Raw genomic sequence first — 25,034 nt, forward strand, 5'->3', positions numbered from 1 at the left:
CCCTCTGTTTTAACCTCTGAACATCGACCATGGCAAAGCGCCGACATGCTGCCAAAGACGAGATCCTCCTGGTCCCGTTTCTGGACATTCTCTGCTCGTTGATCGGCGTGCTGATTCTGATCATCGTCGTGCTGTGCGTGTCCCAGACGCAGCAGGCGGAAGGTCGCACGCAAGAAGACCTGCAGTCGGCGCAGGAGGCCAAGCGCCTGCGTCAGGAAATTGTGGAGCGCAACACTCAGTCGGTCGCGCTCAAGGAGAAGATTGCCTCCCTGGAAGAACTGCAGAAGCAGATTGAGGAAAAGGAGCAGCGCTTTGTGAAGCTGCGCAAACTGCTCGCCACCTCCAAGGAAACCCAGGAGGAAAACCTCAAGATCAGCCAGCAGATGCAGAAGGAGCTGGACGACCTGCTGCTGGAACTCGATGGCATGAAGCAACAGCAGGCGGAGAGCAAAAAAGAGATCGCCGCGCTCATGGAAGAGCTCAAAAAACGCGACGTGCCGCCGGAGCGGAGAGCGCCCCCGGTGGTGGTGCAGCCTTCCGGCAGCGGCATGGCCGCGGACACGAAGGTCTTTTTCGTTGAGGCCACCGCAGGCGCTTTGAAAATCCTCGGCGCCTGGGGGGAAGACGACTACCGCCTCAGCGCCACCGCAGCCGTGGTGGTGGCGGATCCCGTTTACAATCACTTCCTCACCGAAGTGGCCAAAAATCCCAAGTCTCTCGTGCTCTTCCTCATCCGTGATGACGGCCAGGCTGCCTTCAACAACGGCGCCGGCCGTGCCGAGAATGACTATAAGGTGCGTGTGGGCAAGCTGCCCATCCCAGGGCGTGGCATTCTCGACCTCGCGACCTTTGCGAAATATCGCGGCACCATTCCGCCGCCGCCTGCCGCTGCGCTGGCTCCTCCCGCTGCAAAGCCAGCCCCGGCTACCAAGCCTGCACCCGCAACCAAATCCGCGCCGGGAGCTCCGCCTGCTCCGGCAGTGCCGCCAAAGACTGTGCCTCCGCCGGCTCCCCCGGCCGCGACTCCACCCCCGAAGAAACCTGCCTGACGCACCATGGCAAAACGCAAACCCCACGAAGAGCAGGAACTGCCGTTCGTCGCCTTGATGGACACGATGACCAATGTGGTCGGCGTGTTGATCATCGTGCTCGTCATGGTCGGCCTGAGCGCGGCCAGTGCGGTGAAAAAAGTTCTCTCTGATCTGCCACCCGTCACCCCGGAGGAGCTTCAGCAGATCAAGGAGCAGGTCAAAGTGCTGCCCGAAAAAGTCGATCCCGAGAAGCTGGAGGAGGATTTGAAAAAGGCGGAGGTCGAACTCAAACGAGTCATTGAAGAGCTCAAGACCGTCGACACCGCCGACACGCAGACAAAGATCAAGCTCATGGATCTGGAGGCTTTCAAAAAGCAGCTGGATCAGCGGAAAAAAGACCGGGAGATGAGCAAGGCGGAGACGGAAAAGATGCTCGCGGAAGTCGAGCGCCTGAAGTCACTGCTCGACAAGACGCCCGTCTTTCAGCCGCTGCCCGCCACCTACGTCCGTCTGCCCAATCCGCACCCGTATCCGGAAAAGCCGAACGAGACGCGCATCCTCGTTGCCAAGCAGGGGGTGCTGACCTTCAACCAAGCCAAGTTTCTCCAGCCCATTCTCGACGGCATGGAGAAGGTGAAGTCGAAGCTTGAATTTGAAAAGGTGGAGTACACACCTTTTGCCAAGCTGCTCGAAGGCATTCTGGGGTCGCCTGCCAATGCACAGAAGGCCTGGCCGGACATCGCACCGCTGGTCAATCGCATGCAGATGGAATACGTGGCGGGAGCCTACAAAGCCCTCGTGGCCGGTGGCATTCAGCCCAGCAAGCAGCTGCTCAGCGCCATCGCAGACATCTCCATCCCCACCCGCCAGACCATGACTGCCGTGGCGGAAGCCATCGTAGCCGCGACCAAGGGCGATGTTGCTCCCTGGGTGAAGCTGGATCCCTCGCGCGACCCCGCCGTGCCTGTCATCAAAGCGACCGCGGCAGGCGGAAAAATCACTTTCTCTTGGGGCTCCATCACTCAGGAGGTCAAGGCCACGCCGAAGGATGTGCTGGGCTATTTCCACGATCTGTCCAAGGTCAAAGGCATCGAAAATGTGAGCAAGGCACGCACCATCTATGATTCCGCGCGCATCGTCGCTCTGCTGCAACGTGCTGCTTCCAGCCCTCTCACGACAGGCTCTTATGGCTTTGAGCCCAAGACCCTGCCCACCCTCCCGTATGTGCAGCTTGCCCTCACTCCCAAAGGTGGCGGCGGAGAAACGGTGGAGTCCATGAAGCAGCCGAACTCCGCCTACATCCGCCTCATGCGCGACATCAAGGCTGACCCCAGCGGCGTTGCCATCTTCCAAGTCATGCCGGACGCTTTCGAAGCGTATCTGGAAGCCCGCAGGATCGCTGATGAAGTGGGAGTGCCGGCCACCTGGGAGTTCCTTGCCAAGCTGGACCTCACCGTCAATCTCACCGGCTATGAAGTGCAGCGGCTGGCTCCCACGCCGCCGCGTGCCGCCGCTCCTGGAGGCACGGTTCCTGTGACCATCGCGCCACCGAAGCGCACCTTGGATTGATGTGCAGAGTAGGCGTTTCGCCGACTCGGCGTGATGTCCAACACGCCTTAATCCATTCTTTCTCAGGTGGCCGTGGACAGTCGGCGATCCAGTGGCACCTTCGGAACTTCCATTGCGCTCCGATGCCCTCCGCTTCTCCGTCCAGTTCCCTCCCATTGTTCGACAAGGTCCGTAAATTCACCGCTCTGGAGCCGGTACGCGCCGCAGGCATCTACCCCTACTTTCGCGAGATCGCCTCTGCGCAGGACACGGAAGTCATCATCAACGGCCAGCAGGTGCTCATGCTGGGCTCCAACAGCTATCTCGGCCTCACCAATGACCCGCGCATCAAGGAGGCCATCTGCCAGGCGGTGCAAAAGTACGGTGCCGGCTGTGCGGGCTCCCGCTTCCTCAATGGCACGCTCGACATTCATGTGCAGCTGGAGGAGGAACTGGCGCAGCTCATGAAGAAGCAGGCCGTGCTGCTTTATAGCACCGGCTTTCAGGTTAATCTCGGCGTCATCAGCGCCATTGTGGGGCGTGAGGATTGCATCCTGGCGGATCGCGCCAATCACGCCAGCCTCGGTGCCGGCTGCCAGATGTCTCCGGGCAAGACCTTCCTCTTTTCCCACAATGACATGACCTCCCTGGCGCGCCGTCTGGCCCACCTGCCGGCGGAGTCTCCGAAGATCATCATCGTGGATGGCGTCTTCAGCATGGAAGGGGACATCATCAAGCTGCCCGAGGTGGTCAAACTCGCCAAGCAGTACAATGCCGCCGTGATGGTGGACGATGCCCACAGCATCGGCGTTCTGGGAGAACATGGCTCCGGCACCGCCTCGCACTTCGGTCTGGTCGATGATGTTCATCTTATCATGGGCACCTTCAGCAAATCGCTCGCGAGTCTTGGTGGATTCATTGCGGGTGATCTGGACACGATTGACTACCTCAAGCACCACTCCCGCCCGCTTGTCTTCAGCGCCAGCATGAGCCCCGCCAACGTGGCTGCCGCTCTCGCCGCGCTGCGCATCATGATCGCCGAGCCCGAGCGCATGGTGCAGCTCTGGGACAACACCGCACGCATGAAGCAGGGTCTGCTTTCCCTCGGATTCAAGCTCGGCGCCACCGAGACCCCCATCCTTCCAGTTTACGTCAATGAGACCCTCCGAACCTTCACCTTCTGCCGCCGTTTGCAGGATGAAGGCATCTTCGTCAATCCCGTCATTCCGCCGGCCGTTCCCCCGGGGGAAGAATTGATCCGCGTCAGCCTCATGGCCACGCATACCTTTGCGCAGATCGACCGTGCCCTCGAAAAATTCGAGAAGGTGGGCAAGGAGCTCGGCATCATCTGAGGCTGCCCGGTTTCCTTGCGCCCAGGTTTTATTTCAGACCCATAAACTTCCGGATCAGCCAGTCCCTCAGCCGGTCGGGCACCAGCCGTACCAGCACGGATCCGAGCATGGAATCGAGCCCCACCGGGTAGCGCGTGCGCGGCCTGCGGGATTCCAGCGCATGCGTCACCGCTTTGGCCACACGCTCAGGCGGAATCGCCATGGAAGGGATCTTTTCCACCATCTTGCGCAATGCGGCGATCGGCTCCGCATACAGCTCCTCGCATTGCGGAGGCATGCCCACAAAAAGCTGCTCGGCTGCTTCGCGGGACTTGCTCCAGATGGGCGTTTTGATCGCACCCGGCTGGATCAGCGCGACCTCGATGCCCCATGGGCGCAGCTCGATGCGCAGAGAATCCGCGATGGCCTCCAGTGCATGCTTTGTCGCTCCGTAGCCTGCGAGGAACGGCTCGCACATGAAGCCGGAATTGGACCCCGTCAAAATAATGCGCCCGCGGCTGGCCCGGATCAGCGGCATGAAGGCCTGGGTCACGGCGATCAGGCCCAGCACGTTGATCTGAAACTGCTTTTCAAAGGCCTCCAGCGGCATGAACTCCAGCGGGCCGGCCAGTGCGATGCCGGCGTTGTTTACCACTCCTTGAAGACCATCGGCACCGGTTGCGGCGCTGACTTCCTGCACGACTTTTTGGAGCTGTTCACGATTCGTCACATCTAGAATGACTGGGACGATTAGTCCCTTCGCGCTTGCCACCAGCGCCTGCCCGTCCTTTTCCCGCCGCACGCCGGCAAAGACGCGCCATCCGCGCTCTGCCAGCATCCGGGCGCACGCGGCACCGATGCCGGTCGAGGCACCCGTGATCAGGACATTGCGTGGCGGGGCGGTGCGTGAGGCTGGCATGGAGTGGGAGAACGTTCGGGGCGGTGTGAGTATTCGACACCCCCCTCCTTTGTCGAGCAGCGGTTGCGGGTTTGTTGCGGTGGCCGCACCTCTGCAGACGTGGCATCCTGGTGTTCAACAGATTCCGCCCGTCTATTCTTGAATGGTTTGCGTTCTGCCACGTCCAAAGTCGCTGCCGGGACGATATAAAGTTGGAGTCAGCCTTGGTGGCGCGTTATTGTCCCTGGCAGAGTTTTCCTAGCATTTGTGACTGTGATTTCCTCTTCACCGACAGCCATCCCTGCCCCCGCTCGCGCCCTTTGGCGCGCTGTTGCTGACTCCCTCCTCACGCCTCGTCATCGGCTTCACTTCATACTTCCAGTGGGCCTCATGATCGCCGCATTTCCCGTGCACGGGGACGAACGCCCGACGCCAGCCTTTGTCCCGGGAACAGGAACGCGCACGGATGTGAAGCCTTTCTACTTCGCCATCCCGGCACCACGGGGGCAGATCCTTGACCGCAAAGGTCGGCCCCTGGCGCAGAATTCCGTCGTGCACCGGCTGCAATTGACCGTTCCGGCGGACCAGCGCGGCTCCCTCGAAACCTTCACGGCCTGGCTGGAGAAGGAGATCGCCGCCTGCCAGCATGATTTTCCTGCCGCGCGCATGCCGGATGCGGACGTACTGAAACGGCATTATGAAAGCCGCCGGGAACTGCCTGTGACGGTCAGCGATGCGGTGAAGCAGGAACTCACCATTGATGCCCAGAAGCATCCTCACGCCAGCGCGCGCGCGGAATATGAACGCTTTTATCCCCAGGGAAACATGGCAGCGCATTTGCTGGGTTACGTCTCAGCGGATGGTGCTCCGCCCGTGGGACAAGTGCAGCGTGGGGAGCCGCTCTGGCAGCGCACGCGCGGAGCGGTGGGACTGGAGGCCGCGTATCACAAGCAGCTCACCGGCACGGACGGCACGCTTTGCCTGATGATGACGGATGCGGGCACGATTGCCTACGAACAGGTCTTTGTTCCGCCGCAGGCAGGGCGGGATGTGGTCACCACGCTCAATCTGGAAACCCAGCGCTGCGCTGAGAATGCGCTGGATCATTGCGGCCACCGCTGCGCCATGGTCATCGTGGACTCCAGCACCGGAGACATCCGTGCCATGGCCAGCCATCCGCGCTTCGATCCAAATGCCTTTGCTGGAGGCATCTCGAGCGAGGCCTTTACCAAGCTTTCCCAGGACATCGAAGGTCCGTTGTTTGACCGCGCTGTGCAGGCCACCTACCCGCCCGGCTCCGTCTTCAAACCCTTTGTCGTCCTGGCAGGGCTGCGCGCCGGCACCGTGGACGCCCAGCGCGAATTTGAATGCGGTCCCACGCTCATGATCGACGGGCGTGAGTTCGACAACTGGTCCAAGGATGACTACGGCTTTTTCAATGCTCGTGCCGCGCTCATCCGGTCCTGCAACACCTACTTCTACCAGTCCGCCATGATGACGCGGGACATGCCCATTCTTTACATGGCGCGTGAGTTTGGATTTGGCATCGCGCCCGTGCTGCCGCTGAAGACCTCGGCCGGTTCTTTGCCACGCAGCGCGCCTTCCAACGGAGATCTCGCCAATCTCTCGATCGGGCAGGGGGTCACCGAGGCCTCTCCGCTGCAGGTCGCCATGGCCATGTCCACCCTGGCCAATGGCACGTGCCGCCCTCGGCCACGGCTGGTGATGCACACGCAATCCCAGAGCGGCCACATCGGCGATGCTGCCATGCCCTGCCGCGAGACCATCATGCCCGTGAGCCAGACCGATCTTGAGACGGTGCGCAATGCCATGTACAGCGTGGTCAACCACGTGAACGGCACAGGCAAAGCCGCCCGCCTCAAGAAGATCGCCGTGTATGGAAAAACCGGCACCGCCCAGTGGGTGCTGCGCGGCGCCAAGGCCAACGTGGTCTGGTTTGCGGGCTTTGTTGATACCAATCCGCCCCTGGCGTTTGCCGTCATGATCGAAGGAAATGCGGGTGAAGGCGGTCTCTCCGGGGGCGGCACTGCGGCGCCGGTCATCACCAAAGTCCTGCGTGACATCGAGGCCAAGCCTGCAGCCCACGGCGTGAAGTATGAAAACACCCGTGTCGACCAGGAGAACGATCCTCTGACTGAGCCGATGGCCTCCGGCTATTACTACGGTGAACCCCGCCCCGCGCCGCCAACGCGGTATGGAGGCACTCCTGTGGAGGGATTCTTCCAGCGCCTGTTCCGTTAACCCCTCACATCGCTCCTGTTCTCCATGTTCGGCCTGTACTACACCATCCGCTCCCGCTATCGGCGTCTGCCCAGGTGGCTGCGTGGAGTGCTCGGACTGGGCGTGGTGATCTGCGCCATCGGGGCGATCGCACTGGCTTTCTTCTGGCATCATTACACCATCGTGGCAGCCGGCTATGATATGAGCGCGCTCAAGCGTGGCCAGAATGAGACGGTCATCGTGGACGCCAAAGGGGAGCTGGTTGGCAGCGCCAGCGAGATTGAGCGAGAGCTCATCACCCTTGAGGATGTTCCCATTTCTCTGGTCCAGGCCATCATCGCCACGGAAGACGCCCGGTTTTATTCCCACCCCGGATATGACTTCATCGGCCTTACCCGTGCGGCCGTGAAGAACTTTAACTCGCGAGGCATCCGGCAGGGCGGCAGCACCATTACTCAGCAGCTCGCCCGCAATGCCTTTGGCCTTCAAGGGCGCAACTATGAACGAAAGATCACGGAGATCTTCCTGGCCATGCGCATCGAGCGCGAGCGCAGCAAGGAGCAGATTCTCACCGATTACATGAACCGGATCTATCTCGGCACCGGCTGCAGCGGCGTGGGTGCGGCGGCGCGCTGTTATTTTGGGAAGGACGTCAAAGACATCAGTCTCGTGGAGGCGGCCACACTCGCCGGCATCATCAAGGCCCCGGTGGCCTATTCTCCGATCACCCAGCCTGCCCTGGCCAAGCAGAAGCGGGATCTCACCCTGCAGCGCATGGTGGAGACGGGCAGCCTCACCGAGGCGGAGGCCACCGCTGCCAAAGCCCTGCCGCTGACCGTGCGCCATGACAAGACTCGCGTGCGCACCGGGTACATGCTGGCTGCCGCGCGTGCGGAGTTTCAGCGCCTCGGCCTCCGGCCCGGCAATCCGCCGGAAATGACCATGACGCTGCGCCTGAAATGGCAGCACCAGCTGGATAGCATGGTGCGAAAACACCTGGAGGACCTTCCAGCGGAAGACAAAGGCACGATGCAGGGAGCGGTGATCGTGCTGGACAATCGCAGCGGTGCCATCCTCGCCATGCAGGGCGGGCGGGATTTCACCACCAGTCCATTCAATCGTGCGCTCGATGGCGTCCGCCCACCCGGCACCGCCTTTCTTCCGCTCGTGTATGCCGCCGCCCTCACCACGCAGCCGGACCTCACAGACGCAGCGCAGATTGATGGTCCGCTGGACAACCGGCAGGCCATGATCGGCGGCCTGGTGGGAACTCTTGGCGAGTGGGGAGCGGATGGCGAGCCTGTGACTTATACCGGGGGCACCATCACGCCGATGCAGGCACTTCTCGAAGGCCGTACCGCTGCCACGGTGCGCCTCAGCTATCAGGTGGGGCTGGACCCTCTCCGCGCCGCGCTGAACCGCTGCAATTTTACCACTCCATTGCGCACCGAAGCTGCCTTCACCCTGGGACAGACACCGCTGCGCCTCATCGAGGTGGCCCGTGCGTTCACCGCCCTGGCCAATGACGGCCGCATGTGCTCGGCGCCGCATCTCCTGCTAGCGCCCACTGTCCGCAGTGCGGAGGTTTTCGCCCCCGCCGCGGCCGGTCATGTGCGGGACACCCTGGTCTCCAGCATGGAGCGTCCCGAATACCGCAAGCCCCTTCTGGATCATGGGCTTGCCAACAAAAGCATCGCCGGATTTGGCGGCATCACCTACGACCGCACGGATGCCTGGTTTGTCGGCTTCGACCGCTCCGTGACCTGTCTCGTCTGGATCGGCCACGACAAAGACGCCCTCATCAGCCCCAAGACCACGGCCGCCACCGCCGCTTTGCCCCTCTGGGCTGCCGTGTTTCAAATGGTGACGGAGGGCAAACCGAAAGGTTGGGACGTCAAACCGGGCGTCGGTCAGTTCCTCGGCACAGCTCTGCGCGCTCTTCCTGTGGATGCCGAGTCCCGCATCGTTCCCGTCACCCCTGTGGCAGGCGTTGTGGTGGGAAAGGATCCCTATCAAAGTGTCAGTGCACCAGAAGCCGTACCTAAGGCGCTGCCAGTCCCCAAGGCAGAGGCAAGGAGATAGCGCAAAACTTTCCTCCCCTCAGCTCCTGCTCCTTCGCTCGTTGAGCAGGACTAACGGGGTGGCGCATAGCTTTCCCCAGCGACGGGGACCGGGGCAGGGGAGGCTTTGCGGGCTGGCCTGTAGGTGGTCACCCAGATCGGGGCGCCCCATTCAGTCGGATAACGTGAAGTATACCGCCAGGTCTTCACCTTCTGCGGCAGAGGAATTGGCTGCGGCTGCACCGAATCATAGCACACGTAATGCGATGCCCCCCGTACCGAGGGAAGGCGTGCGTAGGACACGTCCTGCTCCACGAGATACGAACTGTTTCTGTACGGGCGACTCAGCGGGGTGTAGATCGGGCCGGCGCTCGGTGGAAGGTAGGGCTTGAAGCTGCCACTGGTGGCCCGTGTGGTGGTGTAGAGGTGGTTGATATCACAGGAGGTCAGCCCCAAGGCCGCCACCAGACCGCAAACGAACAAACAATTTGTTTTCATAAGGCGTCGTGGATCAAAATTCATGGATCGTCTAAAAGCTAAACGCAGATCAGAGCGCCGCCCCTGCAAAGTTTGGGCGGTTTAAGACAGTTCGGCGGCGAGTCTGCCCCCGGCCGGATGGTCCTCTGAAAAAAACCTCTCGCAGCCCCACTCTGGGCATGGGGAGTCTTCACGCCTGCTTGTCCTGCATCCAGCGAAAGGCAAAAAACGTCAGTTCGCTGCCGTCCTTCAAGTTCAGCTTGTTGCGGATGTTCATCTTGTGCACGTCCACCGTTTTGGTGCTGAGCTTCATGGCTTCGGCAATCTGGTTGGTGCTCTGGCCGTTGCCGATCATTTGAAACACTTCAAACTCACGGTCAGTCAGATCCGCCACCACCCCTTTGCTGCTCGCACTGCCACCGGAGGAAAACGCCTTGAGCACCTCCTCGGACATCTCTTCACTGAGAGCGATCCCGCCGCTCGCCACCCGGCGAATAGCCTGAGCCAGCTGCTTTTGCGGGGCATTTTTCATCACGTACCCTTTGGCACCCGATTTCAAGGCACGCTGAGCATAAAGCTTTTCGTCGTGCATGGACACGGCAAGCACGGGCATTGCAGGCCGGAGCAGGTGCAGATCCTTGATCAGTTCCAGCCCCGAACGGTCAGGGAGGGAGATATCCACGATCAGCACGTCCGGTGTGTCACGCTCGACATTGCTTACCGCCTCTGCCGCATTTTGCGCCGTCCATACGCAACGCATGTCCCCCGTACTCTCGATAAAGAGGCTCAGGCCTTCTCGCATCATGGTGTGGTCGTCGACGATCGCCAAGCGGATGGTCTGAGTGGATTGGGCTTCGTTCATGGGTGCGGCAGAGTGGGGTTTGAGTAATACGTTTCACCCATAGGGTGCGATCTTATCGATTTTGGGGAAAGTGCAGGGTGCTCTTTGAGCCGCATAGAGTTGCGCTTCACGCCCCCTCATCGCCGCCCGTCCTCCCGTTTCAGGGAGCTCGGCGGATCGTAGTGGGAAGCGGGCATGGGGAGGGCAAAGGTGAGATGAAAGATCCAAGTGCCACCATCCAGCGCCTCAGAGCATTTCTGAAATTCTACCTCAGGTGAAACGAAGCTTTCACTCTTAAATAAACGTCGTCCCATCTCAAGAACAGACGGCTAAAGACATTGAACGTTGGGTGCTTGTTGATTCTTTATATCGGTGTTCAAATCTATATGTTATTTCTAAAACAAAGTAAGATTTTAACTTATTTTAGATTCTGTATTACTTAATAACAGCTGGCGACATAATTTCGTCAAACCGGAACCTCTTTAAAGAGTAGAAATATTCGGATGGCAATAGGCTAGATTCTTGAGTGGGATTTCTGAACAAAAGTTCTGAATCCGACACTACCTAAGCTTGAACCATCTCTTTATCGGTACTACTCCTCCGCCCGCACGCTCACCAGGGGCTGAGTTTGGCGGCGACCATGAATGAATTTCTCTCCCTTGGATGCCCCTTCGCATCACAATTTCGCTTAATTCAATGACACAAAATCTCTTCTCACGGTTGCGTTTGGTCGTCTGTTTTCTTTCGCTTGGGGCGCTGTTTATTCTCTCCCGCCCCCTGAATGCGGCCACTTTTTACTGGGATTCTGATGGCAGCGTCAGCGGCAACAACGCCGTGCTGGGCACCAATCTGGGCGGCACGGGAACATGGGACGCCGCGTCTTTGCTTTGGTACAACGCTTTGAACAATACGGACGGTTCCTGGCCCAACGTCACATCCGACACCGCCGTCTTTTACGGAACGGCAGGTACCGTGACCCTCGCGTCCGGAGGTGCCAACACGGGCAGCCTTCAGTTCCTGACCACGGGTTATTCCCTGACCGGCGCGCAGCTCACTCTAGGAGGAAGCGGCTCCAATCTCTTCGTGGGGTCGGCAGTTACAACGACGATCAATGCGGCTGTCGCGGGTTCGAACGGGCTTGGGCTCTATGGTCCCGGTACGCTGAACCTTTCCGCCCTCAATCAATACACCGGCAGCACCACCCTGAGCAACGGTGCCACTTTGAATCTCGACTTCACCACCAATGCCACCAATCTCATCCAGAGCAGCTCTCCGCTCGTCCTGAACGGCGGTACTCTCAAACTGTCGGGAGTCAGCGGTGCCACAGACAGCCAGACGTTTGCCGGTACCAGCGTGACGGGAGGCGGGGTGGTCACCCTCACCCAAAACGCTGCGGCCTCCCTCACTGCGGCGTTGGGAGTCATCACCCAGTCCACGGGCGGTTCGTTGAATTTCAGTGTCGTCCCTCTCACCTCCGGCGTCATCGCCACCACCACGAACACGAATGTGAACGGCATTCTTGGCACGTGGGCCAGCGTCGGCAGCGGCACGAGCGGTTTGAGCTATGCAACCGTCAACGGCAGCAATCAGATCATCGCGTACACCGGTGGCACCACCGCCGCCACCGCTGCAAGTCTTAGCGACACCACCGGCTCGGTGAACTACAATCTGACCACAGCAACGGGAACGGTCGCTGCCACTGTTTCAGCCAATACCATACGCTACACCGGCGCTGCGGCCACGACGGCGCCAGGAGCTACCAGTTTCACGGTCAATGGCCTGATGAACTCGGGCTCGGGAGTATGGACCATCGGAACCGCCACCATTACCATCGGTGCCAGCAGGGAACTCGAAATCATCACGGGCACAAACGGTATCACCATCACCAGCGTGATCCAGAACAATGCAGGCGGCGCTTCCAGCCTGACCTACAGCGGCACCGGTACGCTGACTCTTTCCAAAGCCAACACCTACACCGGCACTACCACCGTCAACAGCGGCACCCTGAACCTGGGCATCGCGGCTGCTCTCAACAGCGCATCTTCCCTGGTGGTCAATGGCGGCACATTTGGTGAAGCGACGTTTGCGGACACGGTGGCTTCCGTCGTGCTGCGAAACGGCAGCATCACCGGCACCACCGGTGTGCTCACCAGCACGGCTGCCTTTGATCTGCAGTCGGGCACGGTTTCAGCGCCGCTCGGTGGCACCGCTGGCCTGAACAAGACCACGCCTGGAACCGTCACCCTCAGCCCTACCACCGCCGGTACTTTGACTGGCGCGATCAATGTCAAAGCAGGCACGCTGAACTTGGGCGGAACGGTGGTGCCTTTCTCCTCGGCGAACACCATCACTCTCGGAGACACAACCGGCAGTGCTGATGCGCGGCTGGCGGTTTCAAACACCAACGGCACCTACGCCAATCCCATTGTCCTGAGTTCGGGTACCACCGGAATCCTCTCCATTGGCAACCAGGGCGCCACTGCCATTTCTTTCACGAACGCCACCGCGGTAAGTGGCAGCAACAATCTGTATGTCTCCAATACCAGCACTGGCGGTCTGACTCTGGCAAATGTGGCTAACAGCGGCACCGTGACGAATGCCGGCTCGGGAACTGGCCTCACTACCATCAGTGCACTGGGTGCCGGTGTCACCGGACTTAACCAGGCAGGTGCCAGCCCGCTCACCCTCACGCCAGCGTGGCCAGTGTCGCAGCTGGGCGCCACCATCACCAACAGTGGGTCCGGACTTCTCACTCTCTCCGGTGGCGTCACTGGCGGCACCGGTCTGGTATTTAATACCAACGGTACAGGCGGCATCACCGTTGCCAGCACCAGCAACACCGGCGCGATCACTGCTTCAGGGACCGGCACTGGAACCACGACTCTGACCACGATCGGAGCCGGAGTGACCTCGCTGAATCTGACAGGAACGGGCGCGCTGACCCTCACGCCTGCCTGGCTGGTCTCGCAGTTTGGCAGCACCTTCACCAACAATGGAGCGGGACTTCTCACCCTGACGGGTGGTGTCACGGGTGGCACCAACCTTGTCTTCAACGCCACCAGCACCGGGGGCATCACGGTCACTGCGGCCATGACAAGCAGCGGCACCATCACCAACTCGGGTGCTGGCGCAGGCAACGTCACCCTCACAGCCGCCATTCCTTCCACCGTCACTGACATCGTTCAGAACAGTGGTGGAACTCTGACGCTGACCAGCGCTGCCAATGCCTACACCGGCACCACCACCGTCACGAGCGGCATCCTCAGCTTTGCAGGTACTCCCGCGACGGGCGCCACCAGCGGCCTGGGCAATTCAACGACCAATATCGTTCTTGGCGGGGCGAGCACTTCCGGTACGCTGGTCTATACGGGATCGACCGCCACGATGACACGCGGCATCACCATCAACGCCGGCGGTGGTGAGATCGATTCCACCACTGGGACTCTGACGATTACACCCGGGGGCGTGCTGACGGCTGGCACGCTTACGATCGCACCCGCAGGGAATCTGACCTTTGGCGGCGCCAACAACATCACGCTTGGCGGTGCCACCGCGAATGTCCCTCTCATCTCAGGCACAAATGCCCTGACGAAGGTCGGTTCGGGCACGCTTACCCTCAGCATGCTTGGCGGCAATGCTCCCATTCAGTCCGCCATGCCCATCAACATCACGGCCGGAACCCTGGCTCTCGTATCCACCAACGTTTCCACGACAGCCGAGCTTGGGACGGGTTTGATCACGATCACCCCAGGTGCCACCTTGACGGCTGGTTTCGGCGGTGCCACCGCCACCACGCTGACAAACGCCATCACGATTGCCGCCGCTTCGGGAACGGCAAACATCACGGTCACCTCGGGCGCGTTTCAAAACGCCTCGGGTGCCATTACCTTTGCGGCAGGGTCCACCGCAGCTACCATTCTCAAGTTGAACAATTCCAATGGTGCGACCGCCACCCTTAATCTCGGCGGCACCGTAACGGGCACCGGCACGATCCAGCTCAATCCTAGCAGCGGCGGCTCGCCGATCATCCTTTCCGGCGCACAAAATCAGACGGGCTCCATCTCCAACGTCGGCACAAGCACTTCCACGGTCACGCTTTCCGGTCTCATCGGCTCAGGCATCAGTGCCATCAGCCAGGCCGGAGCCAATCCCTTTACGGTCAGCTCAGCCGTGCCGCTGAGCGCCGGTTTGAACACCTTCACCTCCACCGGCACCGGTCTCTGGACGTTCTCAGGTGGGTTCACCGGCACCCAGCCCCTGACCTTCAATGCCAACTCCAGCGGTGGCATCACCGTCAGCACGACGGCGATCAGCAGCGTGGGCACCATCACCAATTCGGGAACCGGCGGCGGTGTCACCACCATCACGGCCAGCATTGGTTCGGGCGTCACAAACATTCTGCAAAGCGGTGCAAACACCCAGCTCGTGCTCTCCGGCACCAACAGCTATACCGGAACTGCCACCGTGACAGGCGGCATCCTGGATTACGCCTCCACACTTGCGATCCCTGGCTATTCCACCTCTCCCGCCACCGCCTTCGGCACCTTTGCCAGTCCGAAGATCATCGTCGCCTCGGGAACCACGCTGGTGCTTCCATTTGGAGGTCCCAATTCCATCACTGCCACGGATTTTACCAATCTTCTCAATGGTACCTACAATGTTCTAGCCCCTGGTTCCTCGCTCGGTTTGGACACCACCAATGCCTCAGCCAATCCGGCGATTTTGTCCTTCGTCCTATCAGATCCAGGCGGAGCGATGGGTGTGCTTAATTTCACGAAAAGCGGCGCCAACGCGTTGACCACCGGAACGGCAAACACGTACACCGGCACCACTTCGATCGTAAACGGCACCTTGAACGCTTCCATCATCAACAGCGTCAATGGTGGCACTCCGCTCTTTGCCTCAGGCAGTCTCGGCGCGCCGGTGACCGTGGCCAACGGCACCATCCACCTCGGCTTCGGAGCTACTACCGGCACCTTGAGCTACATCGGCTCAGGTGAAACGACGGACCGTGTTGTCGATCTCTCGGGCGTCTCCGGAGGTGGTGGCATCGACAATTCGGGCTCTGGACTGCTCACCCTCGCCAGCCCTGTCACTTTCACAGGCACCGGTGCCAAAACGCTGACCCTCTCCGGTGCAGGAAATATCAATTTCTCCAGCGCCATAGCGGGCAATGCCAGCACGGGCTCCGCTCCCTTGACGATTGCCAAGGCGGGTGCTGGCACGGTGACTCTCTCTGGTGCCAATACCGCCACCACGCTCACCATTAGCGGAGGCGTTCTGGACACCGGCGCAGGTGGATTAAGCCTTTCAAATTTGGGCACTTCGACGGTGGTCGCCACTGGCTCCGGCACGATCAATGGCAAGATCTTTCTCGGTGCCACCAATGCCGCCTCCAATGGTCCTGACTACAACGCAGCCGCAGGTGTCACCCTCACGATCAATGCGGTGATTGCCAATGGAGCTTCAAGCCTGCAAAACATCGACTTCAACTCCGTCTCAGGAGGAGTGGTCATCCTGGCGGGTGCCAACACCTTTACTGGTCAGGTGCAGATCAATGGAGCGGGCACGCTTCAGGTCTCTTCGATTAACAGCGTGGTCGGCGGCGCCTCAAGCAGCTCCCTTGGCGTGCCGAGTTCTGCCGCCAATGGCACCATCCTGCTGAACACTGGAGGCATTTTGAAATATACCGGCACGGGCGAGACGACCGACCGCATCATCAGCCTGAATGGTACAACAACGGGTGGCACGATCGATCAGTCCGGCACCGGGTTGCTAAAATTCAGCACCAATTTCGCCACGCCCGGCAGCGGAGCGAAGACCTTTGTCTTGCAAGGCTCCACGACAGGCACCGGGGAGATCGCGGGCGCCATTACGCAAAACAGCACGACAAACACCACGACGCTCACCAAAGCAGGCACCGGCACATGGACGGTCTCCGGCGTCAATAGCTACACGGGAGCCACCAACGTCAACGGCGGTAATTTGATCCTTTCTCAAGGCAGCGGTGGCACAGGTACGATGTCAAACACCGGGATCGTCATCAACAGCGGTGGCATGCTATCTCCCTTGGGCGGAACGTCAGGCTATACCGTAGGCAACACGGCGACCGCTGCGGCAGGGGGTAGACTGACCCTGAATGCCGGGGGCGTGCTGAACATGGCGGATGGCGTTGTCAATCCTCTGGTCCTTGTCCAAAATTCCACCTTCTCAGGCAATGCTGCGACCTTTACCGGCGGGGTCCTGAATTTCGACATCGGCGCTGCCTCGGCCGATCAGATTGATGTGCGTCTCAACAACGTCACGGGAACCGGCCAGGCCACGTCCAGTGGCTTGAATGCCATAAGCATTTCCATCGCCGCAGGTGCGCTCAGCCTGACGCCCGGCAGCTACACCCTCATCTCTGCGAACGCTGCTGGCAGCACGCTGAACAATGCCAACTTCTACCTCGCATCTTCCAACCTGAACGTGGGAGGCACCCTCTACCAGCTCTCTCTCAGCGGCACCACCGGTTCCGAGGTGCTGACCGTGGCAGTCAACAGCGGCGCTGCGGTGACCCCCAACACCGCGTTTTGGAACGGCACCTACACAGGCAGCTGGGCCTACCAGCCCGGTGGCAACGGCACCGCCACGAACTGGTCCGCTGCGGCGATCGGCACACCGGACACCTACGCTCTGCCTGGCAGCGTGTCGAACGTCGCCTTTGCGGCCAACAACGCCACAAACCTCAGCACCACGCTCGACCAGAACTTCATCATCAACAGTCTCCTTTTCACTGGCTCGGGTACGACCAATACCGCCGGTTCCACCATTGCCTCCGGGGCTGGCGTCAACACGCTTACCATCAATGCTGGTGCTCTGAGTGGTAACACGGCGGGCAATGGCATCACCCTCAATGCAGGCGCGGGTGCCAGCCTCATCAGTGCCGGGATCGTGCTGGGCTCCAGCCAGACTTGGACCAACAACGCCTCCAACTCCTTGACCGTCTCCGGCGCGATCGGCGATGGCGGAGGTAATTTCAATCTCAACATTGCCGGCACAGGGAGCATCATTCTTTCCAGCGCCAGCAGCACCTATGGCGGCACCACCACCATCAATGCTGGCAGCACTCTGCGTGTCAGCACCCTTGCCAATGGCGGACTGCCCAGCAGCATCGGCCAGTCCTCCAGCGCAGCGGGTAATCTCGTCATCAGCGGCTCCTTCCTCTACAATGGCACCGGCTCCACCAGCGATCGTGCGTTTACCATCAATGCGGGAGCGACCGCCACCATCGGCGTCGCCGGCTCATCCACCCTCACGCTGGCGGGTGCCACTGGTGCCGTTACCACCGGCCTGCTGACCAAAACCGACACTGGCACTTTGGTCCTGACCGGAGCTCAGACCTACACGGGCAACACTGTGGTGAGCGCCGGGACTTTGAACTTCACGGGCACCAGCAGCCTCACCGGCCTTGCCGCCTCCACAAAGCTCTCGCTCACCCCCACAGCGGGAAACACGAGTGTCGTGAACTACAACAGCACGGGCACGAGCACTCTCTTTGCGGTGACTGGCGCATCCGTCGCGGGCACGGCCTCCGGCTTTTATCAGACCGCCGGCCTCATCACCATTTCTCCTGGCACCAGCAACCAGAACGTGGTGGGAGGCACGAGTGCCTATGGCTACTACAGCATCACCGGCGGCACCTTCAAGGACACTGCCCGTTTCACTCTCGCCAACAAAGGCACTGCCTCTGCCACCAACGGCACGGGAACGGGCGTGCAGACAGGAGTCGTGTATATCGGCGGCACCGGCATCCTGGACCAAACCTCGGCAGACTGGTACCTCAATTACAGCCTCGGCCAGACAACCGTCGCGGACTCGGGCAAAATCGACCGCACCGGCAGCACCACCAGCGTTCCTTTCGGCCTCATCATGGATACTCCCGTTGTGGGTGGCAGTTACGGCGTGCTCAACCTTGCCGGTTCTGGCGCCCAGGTTCTGCTCGGTGCTGGCGGTATGAAATTTGGCAACAACTCCAATGCAGGCAATGGCGATGGCAACAGCGGCTTCGTCAATCTGGCGGCGGGTTTGCTGAGCACGAGCAGCACTACCGCCGTCAGTCTGCCGGCGGCGCCCACGGCGCCCAACTACGGATATTGGAACTATGCGGGCGGCACCATGCGGGCCACTGCAAATCTCACCAGTGGCTGGACGCCGGCTTCTGCTGCCACCATCACCTTCATCCATACGATTTATGGTGCCATCAACAACAGCGCGGTCAGCGGTGCGCCGTCTTTCAACGGGGGCCTCACCATCGACACAAATTCGTTCAATGTCAGCGTTCCCGCCGCCATGCCACTCCTCGGCGCCACGGGATTCCGTGTGACGCAGGATGACCTCACGGTCAGCGGTGGTTCAGGCTACATCGGTGCGCCAGCGGTTATTTTCAGCAAGCCTGCATCCGCCACCGGGGTGCCTGCATCCGGCTACGCGTTGATCAGCGGTGGCAGTGTGGTGGGCATCGTGATCACAGATCCCGGTGTTTATGCTGCGGGGGAGACGCCCACGATCACCCTCGTGGGTGGTGGGGCCTCCGTTGCCGCTACCGTGACCTCCGCACCGCTTTCCACGGCCAACAGCAGCGCAGGAGGATTGACAAAGGTGGGCACGGGCACCCTCACCATGTCCGGTACCGGAAACACCTTCGGCGGTCCGGTGGACATCAAGGGCGGCGTGCTGGCAGTCTCCACCATCACCAATGGTGGCGCAGCTTCGAGCAACCTCGGCACTTCCTCCAGTGCGGCATCCAACCTCCTGCTGGATGGAGGCATTCTCAGCTTCACCGGAACCGCTGCCGGAAGCACAGATCGCGGCTTTACCATCGCGGCGACCAACACGGGCCTTGATGCCTCGGGAACCACGGCGGGGACTTTAACCCTCACGTCCACCAGTGCGCTCGCCGTCAGCCCTGGTCTTGGTAACGTGAATTTTATTCTGCAAGGCACGGGCACGGGCACGGCCGGGGCGGGCAGCCTTTCGGCTCCGATTCCCGACGGTACGGGCACTGTGGTCTCTCTCATCAAAAATGGTTCGGGTACGTGGACACTGGCCGGAACCACAAGTTCCTACAGCGGCTCCACCACCATCAATGGAGGCATTTTGTCCGTGTCTTCTCTCAGTGCTGGAGGCACTCCCAGCTCGATTGGCGACTCATCCAATGCCGCTTCCAACCTCGTCCTCAGCGGTGGCACGCTGCTGTACACCGGCAGCGGTTCCACAACGGACCGCAATTACACCTTTGGCAATGCGACGACCGCCTCCGGCTTCACAATTGATAGCGAGGGCACCGGTGCTCTTGTCATTACTGGAGGCATGACTGGCGTCAACTCCGCAGCGAACACCCAGATTCTAAGCCTCATCGCGGGTGCAGGCACTGGCAGCAACACCATCAATGGAATCGTGGACAGCAATGCCGGAGCCGGCGCACTGACCGGGGTCACGAAGACTGGCGCAGGGCTTTGGATCATTGGCAGCAGCAGCTACTCTGGCGCCACCACGCTGACGGCCGGCACCCTTCAGTATGCAGGCAGCAGCGCCTTGCAGGGCTCCACCTCCATCTCCCAGGCGGCTGGCACCTTCCTGCAGATTCGGGATGATGCCGCCACGATCAATCATGTTTCAAACAACGTGAACGTCACCTCCGCTGGCGTCGTGACCATCGACGTGGGCAGCAATGGTGGTGCCACCACCGGCAGCACAGTGGCCCTGGGGGCGCTGAACAACGGCACCGCTGCCAATGCTCTCGCCACCACGTTTAATTTCACCGGTTCCAACGGTTACCGGCAGAGCTACAGCAGCCTCGCTCTGGCAGGGTCCACCGGTGCCAACACCACCCTGAATCCTACCACCGCTTCGGTGACAATCACCGGCAACATCACAAGCCAGCTCACCAACGCGACCGCGCATTGGGATAATTTGATTCTCGATGGAACAAGCGCCGGCAACGCTATCAATGGTGTAATCTCCGACAGCGCCGTTTACGTATCCGTCGGGAACGGTGACACCCGCCTCACCAAGCAGAACAGCAGCACCTGGACGCTGGGTGGTGCGAGCACCTATACCGGAGGCACCGCCGTCAATGCCGGCACCCTGGCGCTGAGCAGCACTGGTTCTCTGGGCAATACGGCCATCACCGTCGCCAATGGCGCTGTCTTCGCACCCACTCCGGGCACCGGCACCACCTCTGCGGGTTCCACTGGGGCGGGCACTTTGGGGGCAACTTTGACCATCAACTCCAACGGCACGCTTTCCATGGTCGATGGCAGCATTGGCACCTTCCTTCTCAATACCAATACCTCCTTTGCGGGTGCTGCACTCACTCTTGCCAGTGCCAATCTCAATCTCGACCTTAGCAGTGCGGGGGTCGATCAATTGATCGTCTCCGGCAACTCCGTGGCCTCCGTCATCTCCGGCACCAACACCATCTCCGTCTCGGCACTGGGCACTTCCCTGACGCCTGGTACCTATGCGTTCCTGACCGCCCCCGGCATCGCGGCGGGCAACACACTTTTCAAATTCGACAACGGCACGACCAGCACTTCCTTGACCGTGGGCATGCTGAGTTATCAGCTGAACCTAGCCAGCGTGGCGGGGATCGAGCAGCTGGTGGTCGGTGCAGGTGTCGGAAACTTGAGCTGGACCGGGCAAACGAACGGCGCCGGTGCTGCCAATTCGGTGTGGTCACCAGTCTCGGGTGGCAACAACAACTTCGCCGACCTTTCTCCTGCAGCAGTTGATTATTCCGAAGGCTCCGCCGTCACCTTCCAGGATCTGAATGTGATCTCAGGAGGCAATGTCACCAATGCCACTGTGACAGTGGCCGCCGGAGGAGTGCAGCCAGGCAACGTGACGGTGAACAATACCGCGGTCAACTACACCTTCCAGAATGCGGGCGGCAGCGTGGGCATCTCCGGCAGCTCGGCCCTGACAAAAACCGGCGCCGGCACTCTGACGCTGCTGGGCCAGAACACCTATACCGGCGCCACCTCCATCAACGGGGGCACTGTCGTACTCGGTGTCGCCGAAGGCTCTGGTGTTGGTCCGCTGGGCAATGGAGGCGTTATCTCTTTTGACGGCGGCATTCTTCAGTACACTGCCGCCAATCAGAGCGACTATTCGGCGCGCTTGAGCTCCGCTTCCGGCAATCTGGTTGCCATCGACACCAACGGTCAGAATGTGACCTTTGCCACCGCGCTGACCAGCCCCGGAGGCACGCTTACCAAGAACGGGGCAGGGAAGCTCACGCTCACCGGCATCAACACGTATTCGGGCAACACCACTATCAACGCAGGCACCTTGACTGTCACAGGCGCCAATAGCTCCCTGGGTGCCATGAGTTCTCCGACCATCACGGTCAATGCCGGTGCCGTGCTCGATTTGACGAACAACGACACCCTCGGCTACACCGCCGGCCGCAACGTCCTGGTCATCAATGGTGGCACGGTGCAGAATAATGCCTCCGGCAAGCGGGATACGCTGATCAATACCGTAACGATGACGGGTGGATCGCTCTCGGGCACTTCACTCGGAGATGCCAATGGCGGTGCCTTCTCTCTTAACAACGCCACATCGGTCATCGCCACCTCGGACGCTGCAGGAAATGCCGCCATCATCAGCGCCAGCATCAGCACCCAGGCCCTTGCCGTTTTTCAGGTCAATCGTGGAACCGGTGCGGTCGCGTCTGGAGCTCCTGACCTCATCATCAGCGGAGCCATCATTCCGTATAATTCAGGCACCAATGGCGTCACCTTCAAAGGCAATGGCATCTCCACCCTGAGCGGCGCAAACACCTACACCGGCACCACCACTCTCACCAGCGGCACTCTCATCATTGGAGCGACCAACACCATCAAGACAACCAATCAGCTGACCTTTGGCACCGCAGCGTCAGCCAATGTGGGCGCACTTCAATTGAACGCCTTCTCACAGACTCTTTCCACCATCCTCGTCACGAGCAATGCTGTCGCCGCCAACACGATCTCCATTGGCAGCGGCCAGACGCTGACCACAGGCACGCTGACCATGGGGTATGATGCCGCTGGCGGCACGACAGCCACAAACTCAAACCTCACCGTCAGCGGCGCCGGCACTTTTGCCATCAGCGGGGCCACCACCGTCAACATCAGCGTGAACCAGGCGGCGACCAATGCCGCCTATTACAGCCAGGCCACTTTGGACGTCACGAATGTGCTGAACTTCACGGCTGCCGTCACCACCTTCAACGTGGGCGTGGGCAGTTCCACCACGGGAAACGGCACCGTGCTGCTCTCCAACACCGCCAACACCATCACCGCCACCACCCTGCAGGTGGGCCTCAGCGGAGGCAACAATGGCAATGGTACGAGCCTGCTGCAGTTTGGAAGCGGGACAAACGTCATCAACGCCTCGACCATCAATCTTGGATTTGGCAAGGTGAGCTCCAACGTCGGCTTCGCCTCCCACACCTCAGGCAGTCCGGGCACGCTTACAATTGCAGGCACCGCCGGCGGCGCATCGACATCCAACATCACAATTGCCAGCAACAATGGCACCGGCACCGCTGCGATTGATACTGTGGTCTTCGATGTGACCGGCCATGTCGTCAACATCCAGGCTGGCACTCTCCAGCTCGGCAACGGTAATAACGCTTCGAGCGGTGGTGCTGTCGGCACTCTGTCTTTCGATGCAGGCACAGTCAGTGCTCTGAACACCTCCCTCGGACTCAAGTCTGGCACTGCAGGCACCGGCGCGGGCACTGGAACTCTCAACATCGGTGGTGGCACCTTCACGGTAAAGACCGGTGGCAGCATGGTGCTGGCCACCAACTCCGCTACGACGGGCTCAGCCAACGGTACGATCAACATTACCGGCAGCGGCACCCTCAGCGCCAACGCGGACATTACCAAAGGGGGCGGCAACGCCACCACCGCAACCCTCACTCTCAATGGTGCCACCGCATTGCTCGACATGAGCGGCGGCGGCTCGTCTGTTCACAACATCGGCTCGGCCACCGCCGTGCTCAACACCTTCACCTTCACCAACGGCACTCTGCGGAACTTCGGCATCATCTACGGCGGCATCACTCTCGCTGGTTCTGGCGAAAGAGTGTTTGATGAAACCGGGACTTTTGGCGGACAGGTGAATGGCATCATCACTGGCACCGGCGTCGGCATTGACAAAACCGGCACCGGCACCATCGCCCTCCTTGGCGCAAACAGTTTCACCGGCAACATTGACATCGATGCCGGTACGTTGGTGGCAAATCTCAGCAATAACTCGGTGAACCCGGCCAGCAGTGCACTGGGCAACATGCAGGTGGCTCGCACCATCAGCGTCAACAACGGCGGGACGCTTCAGTTCAGCAGCAGCGATTCCTTTGGCGGCAGCACCAGCACCGTCGCAGCCACTCTCGTGATCAATGCGGGAGGTACTGTGACCAATGATTCCACGGGTGAATTTAACACCCTCGGTCCGGTTCAGCTTAAGGGAGGCACTCTGACCGGCGTAAAGGGCAGCGGAAGCTCGCAGGCCCAGATGTACTCGCTCCAGGGGAGCGTGACCGTCAGCGGCACGATGGCCTCCACCATCTCTGGCCCCGCGGCAGGCGGCACTACTTACGGCGGATATCATCTGTCAGCTAATACGTCGTTCAATGTCGCTGATGCCACAGGCGACGCTGGCTCAGACCTGCTGGTTTCCGGGGTTCTCATGGACCAGCCGAATTCTGCGGGGGCCGGCGGCCTGACCAAGAGCGGAGCGGGAACCATGACCGTCACCAGCACCAGCGTCTTCAGTGGCACCACCACGGTCAGCGCCGGCACACTTCAGGTCGGAACGAACAGCACCTTTGCGACGGCAAGTGTTGGTGCCGGCTCAGGGGCTGTCAATGTGAGCGCGGGAGCAGCATTGGCCGGTACAGGGATCGTTGGCGGAGCGGCCTCCACCACCACCATTGCCAGCGGCGCCGTTCTTTTGCCTGGGGATGGCACTGCTTTGGGCATGCTTACCAACAGCGGTCTCAATATCGGTGGCAACCTCACAGTAGACGCAGGCGGCCAGATTCAGCTTCAGATCGACAGTCCGACTCTTTCTGGTTCCTCAAGCGGCTACGATGCCTACCTGCAGTCTCATCCCGGAGCCACGGCACTGGATTTCCTCAATGATCCCGCCAATGCATCGTCAGTCAGCACATGGAATGCCGCCCTCGTCTCCGGCTCCAACAAATACGATTATCTTAATGTTGGCGGCACTCTCACGCTCGGCCATGCCGCGCATGAAGTGAGTGTGTCGTTTAACACCTACTCCGCCCCTACGTACGGCGATGTCTTCAATCTGCTGGACTGGACCACGCTGACCGGAGCGGACGCTGCGTCTCTTGCTGGCGCCTTCAGTGTGGCCACTGATCTCGATCTGTCTGCCATTGGCGGCAGCCTGGGCTGGGATACTTCCGCCTTCACCCGCTACGGCATCATCGTGGCAGCACCGGAACCCGGCCGTGCATGGCTGTTCCTGTTTGGCCTCTTCGGCTTCGTGATGCGTCGCCGTAGAACCGCCTAGCTCCAGCAGTGCTTAGTCTTTGGCGTATCTCAC

Annotated in this window: 9 protein-coding genes; 6 read left to right on the top strand and 3 right to left on the bottom strand. The window is 60.6% G+C overall.

Features of this window, described 5'->3' with window-relative positions:
• Positions 1-29: 29 nt before the first annotated feature.
• From ACILSO_RS04475 to ACILSO_RS04485, 3 genes are all read left to right on the top strand, one after another.
• Positions 30-1,049 carry a hypothetical protein gene (locus ACILSO_RS04475; protein ID WP_395736170.1) on the top strand — a complete coding sequence of 340 codons (1,020 nt, stop codon included), beginning with the start codon at positions 30-32 and terminating at the stop codon, positions 1,047-1,049.
• A gap of 6 nt (positions 1,050-1,055) precedes the next feature.
• On the top strand, positions 1,056-2,600 hold the full coding sequence (locus ACILSO_RS04480) for a hypothetical protein (protein ID WP_395736171.1): 1,545 nt from the start codon (positions 1,056-1,058) through the stop codon (positions 2,598-2,600).
• A gap of 122 nt (positions 2,601-2,722) precedes the next feature.
• Positions 2,723-3,931, top strand: a complete 1,209-nt coding sequence (locus tag ACILSO_RS04485) for an aminotransferase class I/II-fold pyridoxal phosphate-dependent enzyme (protein WP_395736172.1) — start codon at positions 2,723-2,725, stop codon at positions 3,929-3,931.
• 28 nt (positions 3,932-3,959) lie between these two features.
• On the opposite strand, the gene ACILSO_RS04490 is transcribed toward ACILSO_RS04485, so the two are convergent.
• Positions 3,960-4,829 carry an SDR family oxidoreductase gene (locus ACILSO_RS04490; RefSeq protein ID WP_395736173.1) on the bottom strand — a complete coding sequence of 290 codons (870 nt, stop codon included), beginning with the start codon at positions 4,827-4,829 and terminating at the stop codon, positions 3,960-3,962.
• 369 nt (positions 4,830-5,198) lie between these two features.
• Here ACILSO_RS04490 and ACILSO_RS04495 point away from each other — a divergent pair, with 369 nt between their 5' ends.
• On the top strand, positions 5,199-7,070 hold the full coding sequence (locus ACILSO_RS04495) for a peptidoglycan D,D-transpeptidase FtsI family protein (protein ID WP_395736174.1): 1,872 nt from the start codon (positions 5,199-5,201) through the stop codon (positions 7,068-7,070).
• 24 nt (positions 7,071-7,094) lie between these two features.
• Complete coding sequence (locus ACILSO_RS04500) at positions 7,095-9,131, top strand: transglycosylase domain-containing protein (protein WP_395736175.1); 2,037 nt, start codon at positions 7,095-7,097, stop codon at positions 9,129-9,131.
• A gap of 50 nt (positions 9,132-9,181) precedes the next feature.
• On the opposite strand, the gene ACILSO_RS04505 is transcribed toward ACILSO_RS04500, so the two are convergent.
• Both ACILSO_RS04505 and ACILSO_RS04510 read right to left on the bottom strand, forming a co-directional pair.
• Positions 9,182-9,607: a hypothetical protein gene (locus ACILSO_RS04505; RefSeq protein WP_395736176.1), complete on the bottom strand. Its 426-nt coding sequence runs from the start codon at positions 9,605-9,607 to the stop codon at positions 9,182-9,184.
• Between the two features lie 169 nt (positions 9,608-9,776).
• Positions 9,777-10,448 (bottom strand): response regulator, encoded by a 672-nt coding sequence (locus tag ACILSO_RS04510; RefSeq protein ID WP_395736177.1) that lies wholly within the window; start codon positions 10,446-10,448, stop codon positions 9,777-9,779.
• Positions 10,449-11,123: 675 nt separating this feature from the next.
• On the opposite strand from ACILSO_RS04510, the gene ACILSO_RS04515 reads away from it, so the two are divergent.
• Entirely contained in the window at positions 11,124-25,001 is a 13,878-nt protein-coding gene (locus tag ACILSO_RS04515) for a beta strand repeat-containing protein (protein ID WP_395736178.1), read from the top strand.
• Positions 25,002-25,034 lie beyond the last annotated feature (33 nt).

Source organism: Prosthecobacter sp. (genome assembly GCF_044226605.1).
In the GTDB taxonomy this organism is placed as follows: Bacteria; Verrucomicrobiota; Verrucomicrobiia; order Verrucomicrobiales; family Verrucomicrobiaceae; genus Prosthecobacter.

What these genes read in the sequence shown, in the direction of transcription:
- ACILSO_RS04475 (WP_395736170.1), top strand. Translation starts at nt 30, where the DNA reads ATGGCAAAGCGCCGACATGCTGCCAAAGACGAGATCCTCCTGGTCCCG.
- ACILSO_RS04480 (WP_395736171.1), top strand. Translation starts at nt 1,056, where the DNA reads ATGGCAAAACGCAAACCCCACGAAGAGCAGGAACTGCCGTTCGTCGCC.
- ACILSO_RS04485 (WP_395736172.1), top strand. Translation starts at nt 2,723, where the DNA reads ATGCCCTCCGCTTCTCCGTCCAGTTCCCTCCCATTGTTCGACAAGGTC.
- ACILSO_RS04490 (WP_395736173.1), bottom strand. Translation starts at nt 4,829, where the DNA reads ATGCCAGCCTCACGCACCGCCCCGCCACGCAATGTCCTGATCACGGGT.
- ACILSO_RS04495 (WP_395736174.1), top strand. Translation starts at nt 5,199, where the DNA reads ATGATCGCCGCATTTCCCGTGCACGGGGACGAACGCCCGACGCCAGCC.
- ACILSO_RS04500 (WP_395736175.1), top strand. Translation starts at nt 7,095, where the DNA reads ATGTTCGGCCTGTACTACACCATCCGCTCCCGCTATCGGCGTCTGCCC.
- ACILSO_RS04505 (WP_395736176.1), bottom strand. Translation starts at nt 9,607, where the DNA reads ATGAAAACAAATTGTTTGTTCGTTTGCGGTCTGGTGGCGGCCTTGGGG.
- ACILSO_RS04510 (WP_395736177.1), bottom strand. Translation starts at nt 10,448, where the DNA reads ATGAACGAAGCCCAATCCACTCAGACCATCCGCTTGGCGATCGTCGAC.
- ACILSO_RS04515 (WP_395736178.1), top strand. Translation starts at nt 11,124, where the DNA reads ATGACACAAAATCTCTTCTCACGGTTGCGTTTGGTCGTCTGTTTTCTT.